17 protein-coding genes and 1 other annotated feature are annotated in these 14876 nt (G+C 48.1%); of the genes, 7 read left to right on the plus strand and 10 right to left on the minus strand.

Annotated features, from left to right (window positions below):
- Nucleotides 1-9: 9 nt before the first annotated feature.
- From ACRRU2_RS23250 to ACRRU2_RS23260, 3 genes are all read right to left on the minus strand, one after another.
- On the minus strand, nucleotides 10-570 hold the full coding sequence (locus ACRRU2_RS23250; RefSeq protein WP_331701310.1) for a glycerol-3-phosphate responsive antiterminator: 561 nt from the start codon (nucleotides 568-570) through the stop codon (nucleotides 10-12).
- Between the two features lie 102 nt (nucleotides 571-672).
- Nucleotides 673-1416, minus strand: a complete 744-nt coding sequence (locus ACRRU2_RS23255) for a Crp/Fnr family transcriptional regulator (RefSeq protein WP_331701309.1) — start codon at nucleotides 1414-1416, stop codon at nucleotides 673-675.
- A gap of 32 nt (nucleotides 1417-1448) precedes the next feature.
- Nucleotides 1449-2501: an FAD:protein FMN transferase gene (locus tag ACRRU2_RS23260; RefSeq protein ID WP_331701308.1), complete on the minus strand. Its 1053-nt coding sequence runs from the start codon at nucleotides 2499-2501 to the stop codon at nucleotides 1449-1451.
- 155 nt (nucleotides 2502-2656) lie between these two features.
- Here ACRRU2_RS23260 and ACRRU2_RS23265 point away from each other — a divergent pair, with 155 nt between their 5' ends.
- From ACRRU2_RS23265 to ACRRU2_RS23290, 6 genes are all read left to right on the plus strand, one after another.
- The gene (locus ACRRU2_RS23265) at nucleotides 2657-3034 is read left to right on the plus strand and encodes a NusG domain II-containing protein (RefSeq protein WP_331701307.1); all 378 of its coding nucleotides are present in this window, start codon (nucleotides 2657-2659) and stop codon (nucleotides 3032-3034) included.
- Nucleotides 3018-3563 carry a Gx transporter family protein gene (locus ACRRU2_RS23270; RefSeq protein WP_432505375.1) on the plus strand — a complete coding sequence of 182 codons (546 nt, stop codon included), beginning with the start codon at nucleotides 3018-3020 and terminating at the stop codon, nucleotides 3561-3563. The genes ACRRU2_RS23265 and ACRRU2_RS23270 overlap by 17 nt, the downstream gene beginning before the upstream one ends.
- A 13-nt stretch (nucleotides 3564-3576) precedes the next feature.
- On the plus strand, nucleotides 3577-4458 hold the full coding sequence (locus tag ACRRU2_RS23275; protein ID WP_331701305.1) for an ATP-binding cassette domain-containing protein: 882 nt from the start codon (nucleotides 3577-3579) through the stop codon (nucleotides 4456-4458).
- Nucleotides 4407-5267: an ATP-binding cassette domain-containing protein gene (locus ACRRU2_RS23280; RefSeq protein ID WP_432505378.1), complete on the plus strand. Its 861-nt coding sequence runs from the start codon at nucleotides 4407-4409 to the stop codon at nucleotides 5265-5267. The genes ACRRU2_RS23275 and ACRRU2_RS23280 overlap by 52 nt, the downstream gene beginning before the upstream one ends.
- A gap of 131 nt (nucleotides 5268-5398) precedes the next feature.
- The gene (locus ACRRU2_RS23285; protein WP_331701303.1) at nucleotides 5399-6193 is read left to right on the plus strand and encodes an energy-coupling factor transporter transmembrane component T family protein; all 795 of its coding nucleotides are present in this window, start codon (nucleotides 5399-5401) and stop codon (nucleotides 6191-6193) included.
- Between the two features lie 13 nt (nucleotides 6194-6206).
- Nucleotides 6207-7133: a prenyltransferase gene (locus ACRRU2_RS23290; RefSeq protein ID WP_331701302.1), complete on the plus strand. Its 927-nt coding sequence runs from the start codon at nucleotides 6207-6209 to the stop codon at nucleotides 7131-7133.
- 79 nt (nucleotides 7134-7212) lie between these two features.
- On the opposite strand, the gene ACRRU2_RS23295 is transcribed toward ACRRU2_RS23290, so the two are convergent.
- From ACRRU2_RS23295 to ACRRU2_RS23310, 4 genes are all read right to left on the minus strand, one after another.
- Entirely contained in the window at nucleotides 7213-8199 is a 987-nt protein-coding gene (locus ACRRU2_RS23295; RefSeq protein ID WP_432505380.1) for a polyprenyl synthetase family protein, read from the minus strand.
- Nucleotides 8200-8212: 13 nt separating this feature from the next.
- Nucleotides 8213-8647, minus strand: coding sequence for a hypothetical protein (locus ACRRU2_RS23300; protein ID WP_331701300.1), 435 nt, complete (start codon nucleotides 8645-8647; stop codon nucleotides 8213-8215).
- A gap of 80 nt (nucleotides 8648-8727) precedes the next feature.
- The gene (locus ACRRU2_RS23305; RefSeq protein ID WP_331701299.1) at nucleotides 8728-10581 is read right to left on the minus strand and encodes an FAD-dependent oxidoreductase; all 1854 of its coding nucleotides are present in this window, start codon (nucleotides 10579-10581) and stop codon (nucleotides 8728-8730) included.
- Nucleotides 10582-10620: 39 nt separating this feature from the next.
- Entirely contained in the window at nucleotides 10621-11505 is an 885-nt protein-coding gene (locus ACRRU2_RS23310; RefSeq protein ID WP_331701298.1) for an FMN-binding protein, read from the minus strand.
- 127 nt (nucleotides 11506-11632) lie between these two features.
- On the opposite strand from ACRRU2_RS23310, the gene ACRRU2_RS23315 reads away from it, so the two are divergent.
- On the plus strand, nucleotides 11633-12289 hold the full coding sequence (locus ACRRU2_RS23315) for an NAD(P)H-dependent oxidoreductase (protein ID WP_432505383.1): 657 nt from the start codon (nucleotides 11633-11635) through the stop codon (nucleotides 12287-12289).
- Between the two features lie 66 nt (nucleotides 12290-12355).
- Here ACRRU2_RS23315 and ACRRU2_RS23320 read toward each other — a convergent pair whose 3' ends face one another.
- Genes ACRRU2_RS23320 through ACRRU2_RS23330 form a run of 3 tightly spaced genes read right to left on the minus strand, consistent with a single transcriptional unit; the run spans nucleotide 12356 to nucleotide 14407 of the window.
- Complete coding sequence (locus tag ACRRU2_RS23320) at nucleotides 12356-12973, minus strand: alpha/beta hydrolase (protein WP_331701340.1); 618 nt, start codon at nucleotides 12971-12973, stop codon at nucleotides 12356-12358.
- Complete coding sequence (locus ACRRU2_RS23325; protein ID WP_331701296.1) at nucleotides 12973-13923, minus strand: ring-cleaving dioxygenase; 951 nt, start codon at nucleotides 13921-13923, stop codon at nucleotides 12973-12975. Before ACRRU2_RS23325 ends, ACRRU2_RS23320 begins: the two co-directional genes overlap by 1 nt.
- 43 nt (nucleotides 13924-13966) lie before the next feature.
- Nucleotides 13967-14407 carry a MarR family winged helix-turn-helix transcriptional regulator gene (locus tag ACRRU2_RS23330; RefSeq protein ID WP_331701295.1) on the minus strand — a complete coding sequence of 147 codons (441 nt, stop codon included), beginning with the start codon at nucleotides 14405-14407 and terminating at the stop codon, nucleotides 13967-13969.
- A 180-nt stretch (nucleotides 14408-14587) separates the two neighbouring features.
- Nucleotides 14588-14857, plus strand: a binding site (T-box leader).
- Nucleotides 14858-14876: the final 19 nt, after the last annotated feature.

Genomic DNA, 14876 nt, shown 5'->3' on the forward strand with positions numbered 1-14876 from the left:
CACTCCTTATTATTTCCAATTTCTCCATAGTTCTTTTCTAGATGTTGTAATAGCCGTAGCGCCGGCATCCAATGCCTGCTGCACATGCTCGTCTGTTCGAATAAGGCCGCCTGCAATAATCGGTATTCCGCTGCGCTCCTTTACCTCAGTAATGACATCTGGAATAACGCCTGGCAGCACCTCGATAAAATCCGGCCGCTGCTTCTCCAGCATCGTATAGCTTCGCTCCATCGCATCCGAATCGATAAGGAACAGACGCATAATGGCGATCAAGCCATTTTTTTTAGTCCGGCTTATTACACTTGCACGGGTAGATATAATGCCGGCAGGCTGAATTGTTTGGCATAAATACTCAGCAGCATACTCGTCATTTTTCAGGCCGTCTATTAAATCCGCATGCAGCAGCACTTTCTTGCCATGCTGCTTTGCCAGGTCAACGGTAGGCTTCAGCTGTCCCAAGTGACCGCCAAGCAGCACCATATACGAAAAAGGGGAGGCCAAAATAGCCTCCACATCCTTTAATTTATTCGTAGCTGGCAATACCCGCTGTCCGCCTAAAAATATCGACATGATTTGCCACCCCCGCAATTTAGCTAATTTCCCCTGCCGTCTATCATTGCATGTCACCTAGAATTATACAAAGAAAAATTGAAAAATCAACAGGAAATTCCGCTACATCCTACATATTTCTATTGGACAATTGTCACAATTACACACTTTCTTCAAGTAGGGAATATTGTGCAGCACAATCTTCCCTTCCATCATGGAAATAATCTTTTTTTCCTTCAAATCACCCAGCAGCCGGTTCACACTTTCCCGAGTAGCGCTAATCATTCCAGCCATGTCAGCATTCGTAATCCGTTTATCAATATAGCGGTTCCCGCCCCGTTCCGCCGGATAAGTATTAGCTAGACGCAGCAATAGTGCACAGAGCGCACCCGATTTTCCGTAATGCAAAAAATCGCGCAGCTTGCTTTGTGTGATTCGGTTCATAAGACCCGACCAGGCGACGAAGGCTTCAGCAAATTGACCGCTTGAGCGAATTAAAGCATTCACATCTTTTTGCATTATTTCACCCACAACTGACTTTTCCATCGCTACTGCTCTGTGCTGATGAATGACATGAGCAGCAGTATTCATTTCGCCAAATAAATCGCCTGTGAAGTAAAGCGCCATCGTGCTCGCTGCTTCTTCCTTCAGCATTCGGTACAATTTAACGCTGCCGGAGTGGACAAAAAAAATGCGGTCGGCTACTGCACCCTCCTGAAACAAATACTCATTCTCTTCAAGTTGTTTAGTCGTCGCTACTTCATTCAGCATACGGATATGCTCCTTAGAAAACATAGAGGCGGTTCGAATCGGCAAGCGATAGCCGTTATCGATCTGGTTGGCAGATATCTTCATTGAACGATTCATGACGTCATCCCCTTTCAACTACTAAGCTTTTCTTACTCTGCAAAATGGTAATCGTCGCTGGTCAGCTTGAATATGTTCTTAAGTCCGGAAGTGATATAAACCTTATGATCGTTTGTTACAAAAATAGCCTCTGCATTGTCGGTCGATTCAATAAAGGCCATCCCCTCCTGCAAGCCTTGCACAAACACTGCGGTCGACATCGCATCTGCATTCATGGAATTGTCCGTTATAATTGTTGCACTGGCCAGCTCATTGCTGGCAGGATACCCTGTGAACGGATCCAGAACATGATGGTACACTTGACCATTATCTTTAAAATACCTTTCATAGACGCCGGAAGTTACAATCGTTTTATTCCGTACCGGAAGAGTGCCTAAATGCGCTCCCCGCTTTTCCTCCGGACTTTGTATACCGATCGACCATGCCGATTGATCCGGCTTGCTGCCCATGGCGACGATATTGCCGCCAAGATCAATAATGGCGCTGGCGAAGCCTTGCTTCTGCAAATAATCCGCCACAACATCAGCTGCATAGCCTTTGGCGATCGCTCCCAGATCAAGCGTCATATCCGAATCCTTAAGCTGGACAGACGAACGGCTTTCATCGAGCAGCAGCTTTTTGTAATCTACAAGCTTCATCGCTTCCTCTATTGCTGCGCGAGATGGAGCTTTGACGCCTCCATTGCCGATTGCCCACAAATCAACTAAAGGGCCAATAGTCGGATCAAACTTCCCGCCGGAAAGCTCCGCATATTCTTTGGCTGTCTTAATAATATAGAAGGTTTCCTTGGATACCTGTACTGCTGAACTGCCTGCAAACTGATTGATTTTTGTAACCTCGCTGTTTTCCTCAAAGCGATTCATCGTCTCATTAATATGCTCCAGCAATTTTTTAATCTCAGCAAAATGAGAAACGTTCATGCGCTCGTCGTATACTCTCACGCTAACGACCGTATCGAAAATGAAATAATTTTCGCTTATCGGAAGCTTCGCTTTCGGAGTGTCGCTTGAGCCTGCAGGCTTGCAGCCGGATATAATAAACAGGCAAGTGACTAAAATCATGATTCCTATATTTTTAAAGCGCATGCTATCCCCTCCACCAACGAATCCAAGAATACTTTCTTCTATTCTGAATTGAGTTTATCAAACCTTTCAGCATTAGCCTGTGACAAATGTCATTCTCGCGTATGGCAGAAGGTGATAATCTTAAAGTAACTTACAGCAGATAGGAGTAGAGCGCTATGAAACGAGGCGATATTATGATCGCTGCGCTGCTTATAGTTGCGCTTGCCTGGTTCGGATATTCCGCGCTCGGCGGGGGCCGCAGTCATGAAGAAGCGGCGTTTGCCTCTATCTATGTAAATGGAGAGCATTATGATACGGTGGCACTCACAGAAGAGGAATATGAAATCGAAATTCGCTCAGAGCGGGGCTACAATCGTCTGAAGGTTTCCAATTACGGCATAGAGATGGTGGAGTCTGATTGTCCTGACCATATTTGTATTGGCTTCGGCCATGTTCATTCCGTCAATGAAAAAATTGTTTGTTTGCCTAATCGTGTTTTTGTAGAAATTATAGGGCCTGATGACGAGGAAGGGGTCGATGCGTTTGCCTCCTGATCAGTATCAACTGCGAAGGCTGATTATTGTTTCCATGTTTGCTTCACTAGCTGTCGTGCTTGGCGTAGTAGAAGCGCTAATTCCGTTCACGGTAACGATACCGGGCGCAAAGCTGGGGCTTGGCAATATCGTCGTTCTGACGTGCCTAGTTTGTTTTGGTGGCAAGGACGCCTTGCTGCTAATATTTATTAAAACATTGCTTACTGCCTTTATTCTTGGCAGCTTTTCCACCTTTTTGTTCAGCGTGCTTGGCGCGCTGGGCAGCTTTATGATCATGAATATAATGGTAAGATTCGGCGCCAAGCAGTTCAGCTTGATGATGACCAGTGTTATGGGCGGCATCGTTCATAATCTGGGTCAGCTGCTGGCAGCTTCCATTGTGCTCGGCACTGCGAAAATCTTTTATTACTTGCCTTTTCTGCTGCTGGCAGGCATAGCAACCGGTATATTTGTCGGCGCAGCCTCCAGTCATCTCATTCAATCGCTTAACCGATTGCAGCTGCTTGCTCTGCGCAATCCTCAAAGCTGAAAGGAGTTGCAGCATGTCTTCCTTGCCTAACAGCTTCAACCGCCCACCTGCCATACAATTTAATAAAGTCAGCTTCAATCGCGGCAGTCATGCTGTGCTGGATCAGCTGTCTGTGACAATTCCCGCCGGACAATGGGTCGCTCTCGCCGGCAGCAACGGCTCTGGAAAATCTACCCTAGCGCGTCTGCTCAACGGCTTGCTGCAAGCAGAAAGCGGCGATATTGCGATCCACGGCCTGCCGCTCCGGGCAGAGCATGTATATGATATCCGTTCTCGCATCGGCTATGTTTTTGCCTCCCCTGATGATCAATTTATCGGACTTACCATTCGGGATGACATAGCCTTTGGTTTAGAAAATTTATGTCTGCCAGGTGAGCAGATCGAGCAGCGAATCGAGGAATATGCAGAGCTGCTGAGCTTGACCTCATTGCTCGATCGCCATCCCGCCACATTGTCAGGCGGGCAAAAGCAGCGTGCTGCGCTGGCGGCGGTGCTTGCGATGAAGCCGAGCATTGTTATTTTGGATGAAGCAACCTCTATGCTCGACAGCTCCTTCCGCGACCGCTTTCTTGCCTATGTAAAAAAAATAACGGCTGAGCAGCAGCAAACAGTCATTACAATATCGCATGATATAAAGGAGCTTGCAGCTGCCGACCGCCTTATTATGCTCCATGAAGGCACCATCCTGGCAGATGGAAAACCGGAAACGCTGCTTAAACAGCAGCCTTTGCTGGATGCATGCCGGCTTAAAGCTCCTTATGCGTTGGAGCTATGCAGGGAGCTCAAGCTTCAAGGAATTGATATCGGCGATTTATTAAGCGAGCAGGAGGTGCTGAATAAGCTATGGGCATTACGTTCGAGCAGGTCTCTTACAGCTACAAAGAGCGAGCGTTAAAGGAGCAGCTGGCTCTTGATCATATTAATTTCTCATTGGGAGCTAATCAGTTCATTACGATTGTAGGGGCTCCCGGATCAGGCAAATCAACCTTGCTGCAGCATCTTAACGGGCTGCTTAGAGCCGATCACGGTTCGATTCATCTGCTCGATATGGTCATTCCCGCACATCCGGCCAAATTGCCGAAGCAGCTGCGCCAACGCGTCGGCCTTGTTTTTCAATATCCCGAGCAGCAGCTATTCCAGCAAACGATTTGGAAGGATTTGCTCTATGGACCGCTTAACTTTGAAGCTAGCGCAGCCGAGGCAGAGCTTGCTGCGCGATCCGCAGCGGAAGCTATGGGTCTGGACGAAGCGCTGCTTGCCAAAACGCCTTATCAATTGAGCTCTGGCCAAATGCGCAAGGCTGCCATCGCATCCGTATTGGCAGCAAAGCCGGATATTATTGTGCTTGATGAGCCGACCGCATCTTTAGACGCATCGAGCAGGTCTGAGCTTATGCAGCTGCTGCATCACCAATGCCAGGAGCAGCAGCGCACGGTTATTGTCGTTACCCATTCCTTAGAGGAAGTGCTGCCATATACGAATCAAATGATCGTTATGCATAAAGGGAAAATCCTTTTTTCAGGAGAGCCGTATACGTTAATGCGCCGAACAGATGTCCTAGACGCCGCTGGACTGCAAATCCCGGCCGCCTATCAATTATATTTCGCTTTGCAGGAATCGCTAGGGTTAAGCGAGCGGCACCAATATCCGGATGCATCAGGACTTGCTGCCGCTATAAAAGCAGCCCTTCAAGAGAGCTCCTGATACTTAGCTTTACTCGTCAAGGTGAAACGGCTATCGCCGTCCTTTGGCGATCGCGAGTTTCATTCCGGAGAAATATAGAGAAAGTATGCAGAATGATATACTTTCCTATACTTTAAGAAAGGAGAGGGGCAATGAAGCACAAATTGATGCTGGGCCGCTATATTGACGGACATTCCTTGCTGCATCGTCTGGACCCCCGCTCCAAGCTGGCAGGCATGCTCCTCTTTATGGCAGCCGTGTTTCTCATTAATTCCTACGTTACTTTAATAATTGCATTGGCTTTTACGTTCATAGTCATGGTTCTGTCGAAAATTCCGTTTGCGTACTATATCAAGGCTATTAAACCGCTTTTATTTTTAATTGCCTTCATCGCGTTATTTCACATTTTTTTTCACGCTGAAGGAGCACGATTGCTTAAGGCAGGCACGTTCTCCATCTATTCCGGCGGACTGGAGAAAGGGCTTGTATCCGCCGGTCGCATGACATTGTTCATCACTTTCGCAGCTGTACTAAGCTTTACTACGCAGCCGGATCGAATAGCCGGCGCACTGGGCAGCCTTCTGCGCCCGCTCCAAAGGATCGGCTTGCCTATTGATCGGCTGGCGCTCATGCTCTCCATTTCGCTCAGATTTATTCCTACAATATTCGAAGAATCAGAGCGGATTTGGAAGGCTCAAGTATCCCGCGGCTTTTCACTAGCCAATCGGCCGCTTAAAGAAAAAGCCAAGCTGATTATTGCGCTGCTAGTTCCGGTTACGGCCAGCTCCTTCCGCCGAGCCGCAAGCCTGGCAGATGCCATGGAGGCACGCAGCTATCGCCTTGGCGCGCCGCGCTCGCAATATCGCCAAATGGTCTGGCAGCGTATGGATACGTTATTTTTACTTTCATTCTCCCTGCCGATCGCCTTCATCTCATTGTTCAATTGAAAGGATGGTTTATATGAACAGCTTGAACCTGAATCGCAGGCTATGGAGCGGATTTTGGCAGCTAGCAGACCCCAAAATATGGATTGCTTCAACCGTGCCTATGCTGATCGCCACTGCGCTTGCATACAACAAAGAAAAATCAGTTGACTGGAGCTGGGTGCTGCTGGCTCTGGCTGGCATTTATTTAATCGAAATAGGCAAAAACGCTGTAAATGAATTTGTTGATTATTGGACCGGCGTTGATCGCTATGTGACAGCTGACAAGCGGACTCCGTTCAGCGGCGGTAAAAAGACAATTGTAGATGGCAAGCTCTCCATGATTGAAACGGCCATTATTGCCTTTATTACGTTGGCAATCGCGTTTTTCATTGGGCTATATATTGCACTTGTTCGAGAGCCTAATGTTTTCTGGATCGGCATGATCGGCGGCGTGCTGGCCGTATTTTATAGCCTCCCTCCGTTCAAGCTCAATTACAATGGCTTGGGGGAGGCTGCTGTCGGCCTCACCTTCGGCCCGCTTGTTATGACTGGCATGTATGTCATGCTTACTGGTGTGCTTGATGTCTACGCAGCCTTTATCGGCCTTCCGCTAGCCTTTCTCATTACGGCTGTTTTGTGGATAAATCAGTATCCAGACTATGAAGCCGATATGAAGGGCGGCAAACGCAACTGGCTAGTGCGGATCGGTAAAGCTAGAGGATTAAAGGTTTATGCATTGCTTTACGCAGGCGCCTACATCAGTATCGCAGCCTTGGCCATAGCAAGCAGCAATTACTTCTGGCTGCTTGGCCTTCTCACACTGCCGCTTGCCGTTCAGTCCATCCATATTGCTTCCCGCAATTTAGATAACTTGCCTCAATTTCTAGGTTCAAATGCACGAACTATTATGATCTATCAGCTGACAGGTGCTGCGATGATTGCCGCTGCGCTGCTGGCCTGACGCTGATCAATAATAAACGGCTCGCAAGTCATTTTAGACCTGCGAGCCGTTTTTGCTTTACTAAATCGAGTGCGTCATTCTATGATTTCCCCAAAAAATAATGTACCAGCACCTGTAAATCATTTTTGCCAGGATGGCCTTCAAAATGCTGCATAATGCTTTTAGCCTTTAAAGTATATTGCTCGGCGAGCTGCCTGCTGCGGACGAGCGCATCGCTTTGCCGGACAGCTTCCAGCGCTTCGCTGAACTGCGCCTCGCTGGCATCGGCGTGAAGCGGCAGCAGCAGCGCTTTTAAGCCTTCATCTTCAAGCGCGTATATAACAGGCAGTGTAATATTGCCGCTGCGCAGGTCCGCGCCTGAAGGCTTGCCCAGCTGCTCGCTGCTGCTTGTGAAATCGAGCAGATCGTCCTGAATTTGAAAGGCGATGCCCAGCGCTTCGCCAAACTCATATAACCGATTAGCATTAGCTTCGTCCGCCCCTGCCGCTCGAGCGCCCGCCGACATGCACGCTCCCATCAGCAAAGCTGTTTTTCTCTTTGTTTTATCCAAATATTGATCGAGCGTCATATTGAAATCAAAACGATGCTGCAGCTGATTGTACTCCCCTATGCAAAGCTCGGTTATAAGCGCTGCAAGCTCGGCTCCCATATAAAAGTCGCCATCGATCAGCTCGTCGTCGCTCGACCATTCCAACGCTCTTGCCAGCATATAATTGCCGGCATGAACCGCTGTGCCTATATCAGTCGCAGCATGCAGCGACTGCTCGCCGCGCCGCAGCGGCGAGGCGTCTATAACGTCATCATGAATTAATGATGCCATATGCATATACTCAAGCAAACCTGCTGCCTTCCACGCAAGGTGAGCACGCTCAGGCGTCCCGAATCTGCCGCCGACAAGCGCCATTATAGGGCGCAGCCGTTTGCCTCCTGCTGCAATCAAGCATTCGATGCTGGAATAAAGCAAAGAAGGCCGCTGCAGCTCATCATCCGACTGGATAATGTGCAGCAGCAGCTCATCGATTTCGGTTATAGACAAGTGAAGCTGCTCATGCAGTGGCTTCTTCATCACATTCCGCTCCTTATGCGCTATGCTGGTCTAAATAAGCTTTGATTTCCTGCTTCAACTCCGTCATAATGCCTTCACTGCCGCCGCCTTCCAACGATTTCAGCTGCATTTTTTTATAGATCGGAGTAAGCCTTGCAAGCAGCTTCTGCTCCTTGCGGCTTACAGCTACCCGGTAAATAAGTCCGACTAAATAATCGCCATCCAAAATTGAACGGGCCAGACGATCGTTATCGCCGCGCAGCAGCTTGTTGTGCTTTCGTATGCCAACTGATATCAGCATGCAGCAGGATAAAACCGTCATCTTGCGCGAGCGTGCCATACCATAAGAGCCGATCATATCTGCAAGCTCCTGCAAAGAACGATCATTCACATCCAGCTCTATATTTGTTTGCTTATGAATAAGCTCGTTCAATAAGCTTAGCGTATCTTGCAGCAGCTCCTTACCCATGACAACCGCTCCCTTCAACAATCAATGCAGGGGAAGCGCAATGTTTAGAACCCGCATTACGCTTCCAGATAAGTTTTGAATTAGTCCGTATACAAATACCAGCGTCTAACGATGGGAAGCTTCTTCCAGATCTTCTTAAGCCGCGGATAGACATAATAATCAAGTCCGAACGTGCTGCCCGAGCCGCCGATTAATGCAATGCCCGCTGCCAAGTACCATAGCATTTCGCTTGGAGCCATGCCGGATACCCAAACCATTACGCCCATTCCAACCGATACGACTGCAGCCGGCGCAGTGAATAGTCCGACAATTAACAGTGCGCCTACGATGAGCTCAGCCGCTACCATGCCTGTCTGGAATATATAAGCCAGCGGCGTAAATCCGCCGTCAGACGTATAGAACATAAGCCCCATCGACCAGTCCACCATATCCTTCATAAAGCCGGGCACAGGCAAAGCAGCAAGCGCGTCAGACGAGTAATTCGTCGCTGCTGACACCGCATCAGCTGTTTCAGCTACCGAAGCTCCTGACGTGCCGTCCGCTGCTTTGGCAGGAATTAAAAACATTGCGCCTGGATCAGCTATAATTTTGCCCATTTTGTCAAACCCTTGCTTAAACCACATCCAGCCTGCAAATATCCGAAGCGGAACGAGCCAGAAATTTGGCGAGCGCTTGGCAAAATGTCCTCCGACAAAGCTGCGGTTGTTTTTCACATGCAGAAACTCATGCAGAATGTAATGATACACTTTATTGAAGCCGCAAACCTGGAACAGATAAAGCATGTTGATTAAATGCTTGACGCCCATGGCAGGAAAGCCGCTCATCGAAAACATCATTTTCGGAATGCCTACGCTGGCTACGCCATACTTGCTGCCAATACAAACCATAGTGCCATGGAACGTAGGCTTATAGGCCTTTTTCGACTGATTATTGAACTCAGATGCGATGTTATGAGCGATAATCGGGGCGGCAAGCTCAGCGTTTTCTACCATTTGCGGCACTGGACGCTCGCTGCCCTCAGGAATATAGAAAATATTATCGCCAACTACATACACGTTTGAATGCTCCGGCACTTGAAGCTTGTCATTCGTAAGAATACGCTGGCGTCCTTGCTTTTCAACATCAAGCTCGCCTACAAGATCTGAGCCCTCTACACCCGCAGTCCATATGACCGTTCTGGAGGATATAAACGAGCCGCCTACCATAACGCCCTTCTCTGATACTTCTGTTATTTTGGCGCCTGTAATAATGTTCACGCCAAGCTTGCGCAAGCGCTTCTCGGATTTAGCAATGAGCTTTTTAGGAAGAATCGGCAAAATAGTATCTACCATATCCGCTACGTGCAAAGTAACTTCTTCGGGGTTCACATGGAACTCCTTGCAAAGCTCCTGTGTATACTCTGCTAATTCACCGATCATCTCCACGCCTGTGAAGCCTCCGCCAACGACAACAAACGTCAGCATTTCCTTACGGACAATCGGGTCAAGCTGCTTAACTGCCTCACGGAACATTTTTAGTGTATGCTCCTTAAGCTTAACTGCGTCCTCATAGGACCAAAGCGAGAAGGCGTGCTCTTGTGCGCCGTTGATGCCGAAAAAGGTAGGCTTGCTGCCCGTGCCGATTACCAAATAGTCATAGGCATAGCTTTTACGCTGTCCTTTCAGCTTTTGCCCCTCGAAATCGATTATATCGATATGGTCAAGAACAACATCAACATTGCGGAACCCGGAAAATATTTTTTTCAAATCGATCCGGATCGAATCCTCTTCAACCCGGTTTGCCGCCACTTCATGCAGCTCTGTCAATAACGTATGATACGGCTTGCGATCGATTAGTGTAATATGAACCTCTTTATTTTTACGAAGCTTATTGGCAAGCTTTTTGGCTGTCAGTATACCGCCGTATCCACCGCCCAAAACGATAATCTGCTTCATATCCGTCTCTCCCTAAATAGGATTTTCTAGAAGGTAAACTTATTTGGCGCCGGCAAGCGCTTTGGCTGCCAGCTCTACGAATCCATTAACATGAATGGATACGCCTGAGATGGCATCCGTCTTGCCGTCAGCTGCCACTGCAATGGCTGCAGGATCTTGCTTCTCGATCAAATATTGCTCGGCATTATGAGCTTGCTCATGCCATTCAGCTGCTGCCTTGCCAATCTCCTTCATGCCGTACTCGCCAGATTTGGAGCGTGTAACTTTGTCTGTGCCTCCATCCTTATGGATGCCATTCCAGCTTGCAGCAACAATGTTGCCGTTCATTACAGTAATGCCGACTGTTTCTTTCCAGCCAGAATTTTCATCGAAGCTGTCCGCTTCTGCATAGTAACTGCCGTCTTTATACGCGCCACGCTCTGCAGGTCCAGCTTTTAGCGCTGCATCTACCAGCTTCACGAACTCGCCGGCACCGATCGAAACGCCGGATACTGCATCTGTTTTGCCTTCATTATTAACGGCAATTGCTGATGTCGCTTGATTATCGACTAGAAACTGCTCAAGCTTGGCTGCTTGCTCATGCCACTCTGATGCTGCATTGCCCTTTGCCTTCATGCCGTATTCACCAGATTGTGACGAAGCCTTCTTATCCGGTCCACCGTTTTTATTTACCGCATTCCAGTTTACTTGCACAATCTTGCCGCCCTCTACCTGCAAAGCGACAACTTCCTTCCAGCCTGATTTTTCGTCAAAGCTGCCTTCTGCATAATAGGAGCCGTCTGCATAGCCGTCAGCCGGCGCAGGCGAAGCTGAATTTGCAGGCTTTTCTGTTTCTGTATTGACTGGCTTTTTCTCCCCGCCGCAACCAGCAGCAATAATAGCTACAAGCATAAGCGACAACAAAATAATCCCTACTTTTTTCATGATGAATTCCTCCCCATTGATCCTCATACTTTATTGTGAATGGATTCACACGGTATGTTTACCTTCATTGTACTGATCAGGTATATTATGGCGCTGTGATAATTATCACGAAGGATCGCCCAGTCATTTGATATATTTGCTACAAGACCACATTAATGATCCGCATGACCGGATTTATCCAATTAAAAAAAGAGGAAGTGACGGCATCATGACCGCTCAAAAAGAAAACGTACAACGTAAAACATTAGTTATTATCGCTCACCCGGAACTGCACAAAGGCTCGCGCGTGAATCAAAAGCTGGCCCAGGCTGCTGCCCAGCATACAACAACCGTTCATGACTTATACGCGGCGTACGGCAATACAGCCATACATGTAGAACGAGAGCAGCAATTGCTGCTGGATCACGATCGTATAATATTTCAGTTTCCAGTCTGGTGGTACAGCTGCCCGAGCCTGCTCAAGCAATGGTTTGATGACGTATTGACATACGGCTGGGCGTATGGCGAGGGAGGCAATAAGCTGCATGGCAAGGAATGGGGGCTGGCTGTTACTGCCGGCGGCTCCGATTTTGCTTACACTCCGCAGGGCTACAACCATTTTCCACTGGAGCAGCTGCTGCGTCCGTTTGAAGTAACGGCAAGCATTATTGGCACGACTTTTTTGCCGGTATTTTCCGTCTATAACGCTATGCAGCTAAGCGAGGAAGAGCTTGAACTGAAGGCGGAGGAGTATGCAATTCACCTGACTTCGGCTATGAATCCGTTATGCACATCCGCTGTATAAAAGATTTTGCAGTATGCTCAGAATAAAAAAGGACCGTTCGATCAATATCGAACGGCCCTTTTCACATCATTTTGTTTCGGCAAACTGTTTTTCAAACCAGGCAGCGGCTGCCTGTACCTCTGTTTGTGTCAAACGATGGCCTGCGCTTTCCCAATGGACGTGTACACTTGCCCCCGCATTTTCCAGCAATTGCGTCAAATCCTTCGTCTCTTTAGGTGTACAGATTGGATCATTGTCGCCTGCTCCGATAAAGACAGGCAAGCTGGTCATATCAGGAAGTATCCGGTCACGAAGCGGCACCATAGGATGATGCAGCACCGCCCCGCGCAATGCGTCCTTATAAATAAACAGCATGCTCGCGGCAATATTCGCACCGTTGGAATAGCCAACCGCTACCATATTGGATCGGTCAAAACTATATTGGGCTGCCGCCTCCTCCAAAAAGCTATTCAGCTCTTGCGTGCGGTACAATAAATCCTCAAGATCAAATACTCCTTCCGATAATCTGCGGAAGAAGCGCGGCATGCCGTTCTCCAGCACATTGCCGCGAACACTCAGCACAGATGATTGCGGTGAAATAAGCTCCGCGAGTCCAAGCAGATCGTGTTCATTGCCACCTGTCCCATGCAGCAGAAGCAATACTGGCGCGTCCTTGCTCGAGCCTTGCTTAAATATATGCTTCATCATTGATCCTCCTTCAGCACTCTTACTTCAAACGGCTGCAGAAGCTGCTCGATAGCTGCGCGCTGCGGCTCGTACCAGGCCGGCAGCATTAGCTGCTCGCCAAGATGCTCCGGCGCCTCGTCTTTTGCAAAGCCGGGAGGATCTGTTGCAATTTCGAATAAGATGCCACCATGCTCTCGGAAGTAAATAGCATTGAAATATTGCCGGTCTACTATAGGCGTCGGCTCAAACCCTTGATTAGCGACATGCTCTCTCCAGCGTGCATGCTCTTCCATATCCTTTGCGCGCCAGGCGATATGATGGACAGTGCCGCTGCCTCCCGCACCGACTGCCGCTTGCTGATCGCTAATATCAATCACATTGCCTATATCTCCAGCTGCGCGCAGCCTAGTAAATCCATTGCTGCTGCCAACCTTCGTCATACCTAATACCTTCTCCAGCGTCTCGGCGGTTTTGGCAGGATTATGGCTGTACAGTACAGCTCCGCTAAAGCCCCGTATAGCTTCCTTAGCAGTTATACCGCCAAATTCCCATGTATGATCGTTTTTCATATCACGCTCCACAAGCTCAATTTTCAACCCGTCAGGATCAGAAAAGGAAAGCAGCTTATCGCCAAAGCGTTCCAGTATTTCATACGGGATTTGAAACTTGGACAATCTGTTTTCCCAAAACGGCAATGCACCGATTGGCACAGCGTAGCCTGTAATGCCAACCTGGCCTGTGCCTACCCGGCCCTTTCTGCCTTCCGACCAAGGGAAAAACGTAATGATCGTCCCCGGACTTCCCTGCGCATCTCCAAGATAAAGGTGATAAACTTCAGGCGCATCAAAATTGATCGTCTTTTTAACTAGCCGCAAGCCAAGTACACCCGCATAAAAATCTGTCGTGCGCTGAGGGTCCTTAACAAAAGCTGTAATATGGTGAATTCCTGCTGTTTGTAGTGTAGACATGCCATCATTTCCCTTCCATTTATTTGTAATTCATATCTGTTGTTCAATAAGTTTCCTCTGCATATTTGCCCAGCTTCTGCAGCAGGCTGCTGGCCAGCTCTTGCTCCTCCTTGCTGAGCCCCGCTGCTGCTGCGGCAATTACACCGGCATGCTGGGGAAAAATATATTTTATTAAGGCGCTGCCTTCTTTCGTGATCTCCGCATACATTGATCGCCGGTCCTCACTGGAAGCTTTTCGGCAAACCAAGCCTTTCTTCTCCAGCTTGTCGACAACATATGTTATATTTCCACTGCTCATTAGCACCTTGCTTCCAATTTGCTGCAAAGGCTGAGGTCCTTTATGGTAAAGCAGCTCGAGCACGCCAAATTCGGTACGATTAAGCTGATGTTCTTTAATATCCCTATCCGCATGTGCATTCATCCATTGCGCTGCGCGAGATAAAGCTATATACAGCTCCAAGGCGCTTTGTTTATCCTTACCCATTCTGATCACCTGATTTCCAAATGATTTACACATATCTTTAAATTAAATGTCTTAATATTAAGATAAATGATTTTAAACTGTTTGTCAAATCGACATTCAAATTATTCTTTTGGAAAAATATAGATAGCAGCTTGACTAGAATACTAAGAATCGGTAATCTTAAGTATAAGAATAATATATGTAACAGCTATGAAGGGAAAGAGTAGCTTAACTGCTTTTGTTTAAGCGAGCCGGCGGATGGTGCAAGGTCCGGCACAAAAGTATAAGTGAATGGGTCTCTTCGCTTCAAACCGAACTCCTTATAGGACAGTAGGCTTTGACGGAAGCTTCCACCGTTATTTCGGAAGACGCAATTGTCTGTGCACGCTGCTGCGTGCGTATAGATTGTGGATGAGAGCGGCTATTAGCCGAATTCGGGTGGTATCGCGGAGCATACGCTTCGTCCCTTTTATTAGGGGCGGGGCGTTTT

The sequence above is a fragment of the Paenibacillus sp. GXUN7292 genome (assembly GCF_050864975.1).
Lineage (GTDB): Bacteria > Bacillota > Bacilli > Paenibacillales > Paenibacillaceae > Pristimantibacillus.

Excerpts from the sequence above, each read along its gene's own strand:
- ACRRU2_RS23250 (WP_331701310.1), bottom strand. The coding sequence starts at position 570 with ATGTCGATATTTTTAGGCGGACAGCGGGTATTGCCAGCTACGAATAAA.
- ACRRU2_RS23255 (WP_331701309.1), bottom strand. The coding sequence starts at position 1,416 with ATGAATCGTTCAATGAAGATATCTGCCAACCAGATCGATAACGGCTAT.
- ACRRU2_RS23260 (WP_331701308.1), bottom strand. The coding sequence starts at position 2,501 with ATGCGCTTTAAAAATATAGGAATCATGATTTTAGTCACTTGCCTGTTT.
- ACRRU2_RS23265 (WP_331701307.1), top strand. The coding sequence starts at position 2,657 with ATGAAACGAGGCGATATTATGATCGCTGCGCTGCTTATAGTTGCGCTT.
- ACRRU2_RS23270 (WP_432505375.1), top strand. The coding sequence starts at position 3,018 with ATGCGTTTGCCTCCTGATCAGTATCAACTGCGAAGGCTGATTATTGTT.
- ACRRU2_RS23275 (WP_331701305.1), top strand. The coding sequence starts at position 3,577 with ATGTCTTCCTTGCCTAACAGCTTCAACCGCCCACCTGCCATACAATTT.
- ACRRU2_RS23280 (WP_432505378.1), top strand. The coding sequence starts at position 4,407 with ATGGGCATTACGTTCGAGCAGGTCTCTTACAGCTACAAAGAGCGAGCG.
- ACRRU2_RS23285 (WP_331701303.1), top strand. The coding sequence starts at position 5,399 with ATGAAGCACAAATTGATGCTGGGCCGCTATATTGACGGACATTCCTTG.
- ACRRU2_RS23290 (WP_331701302.1), top strand. The coding sequence starts at position 6,207 with ATGAACAGCTTGAACCTGAATCGCAGGCTATGGAGCGGATTTTGGCAG.
- ACRRU2_RS23295 (WP_432505380.1), bottom strand. The coding sequence starts at position 8,199 with ATGAAGAAGCCACTGCATGAGCAGCTTCACTTGTCTATAACCGAAATC.
- ACRRU2_RS23300 (WP_331701300.1), bottom strand. The coding sequence starts at position 8,647 with ATGGGTAAGGAGCTGCTGCAAGATACGCTAAGCTTATTGAACGAGCTT.
- ACRRU2_RS23305 (WP_331701299.1), bottom strand. The coding sequence starts at position 10,581 with ATGAAGCAGATTATCGTTTTGGGCGGTGGATACGGCGGTATACTGACA.
- ACRRU2_RS23310 (WP_331701298.1), bottom strand. The coding sequence starts at position 11,505 with ATGAAAAAAGTAGGGATTATTTTGTTGTCGCTTATGCTTGTAGCTATT.
- ACRRU2_RS23320 (WP_331701340.1), bottom strand. The coding sequence starts at position 12,973 with ATGAAGCATATATTTAAGCAAGGCTCGAGCAAGGACGCGCCAGTATTG.
- ACRRU2_RS23325 (WP_331701296.1), bottom strand. The coding sequence starts at position 13,923 with ATGTCTACACTACAAACAGCAGGAATTCACCATATTACAGCTTTTGTT.
- ACRRU2_RS23330 (WP_331701295.1), bottom strand. The coding sequence starts at position 14,407 with ATGGGTAAGGATAAACAAAGCGCCTTGGAGCTGTATATAGCTTTATCT.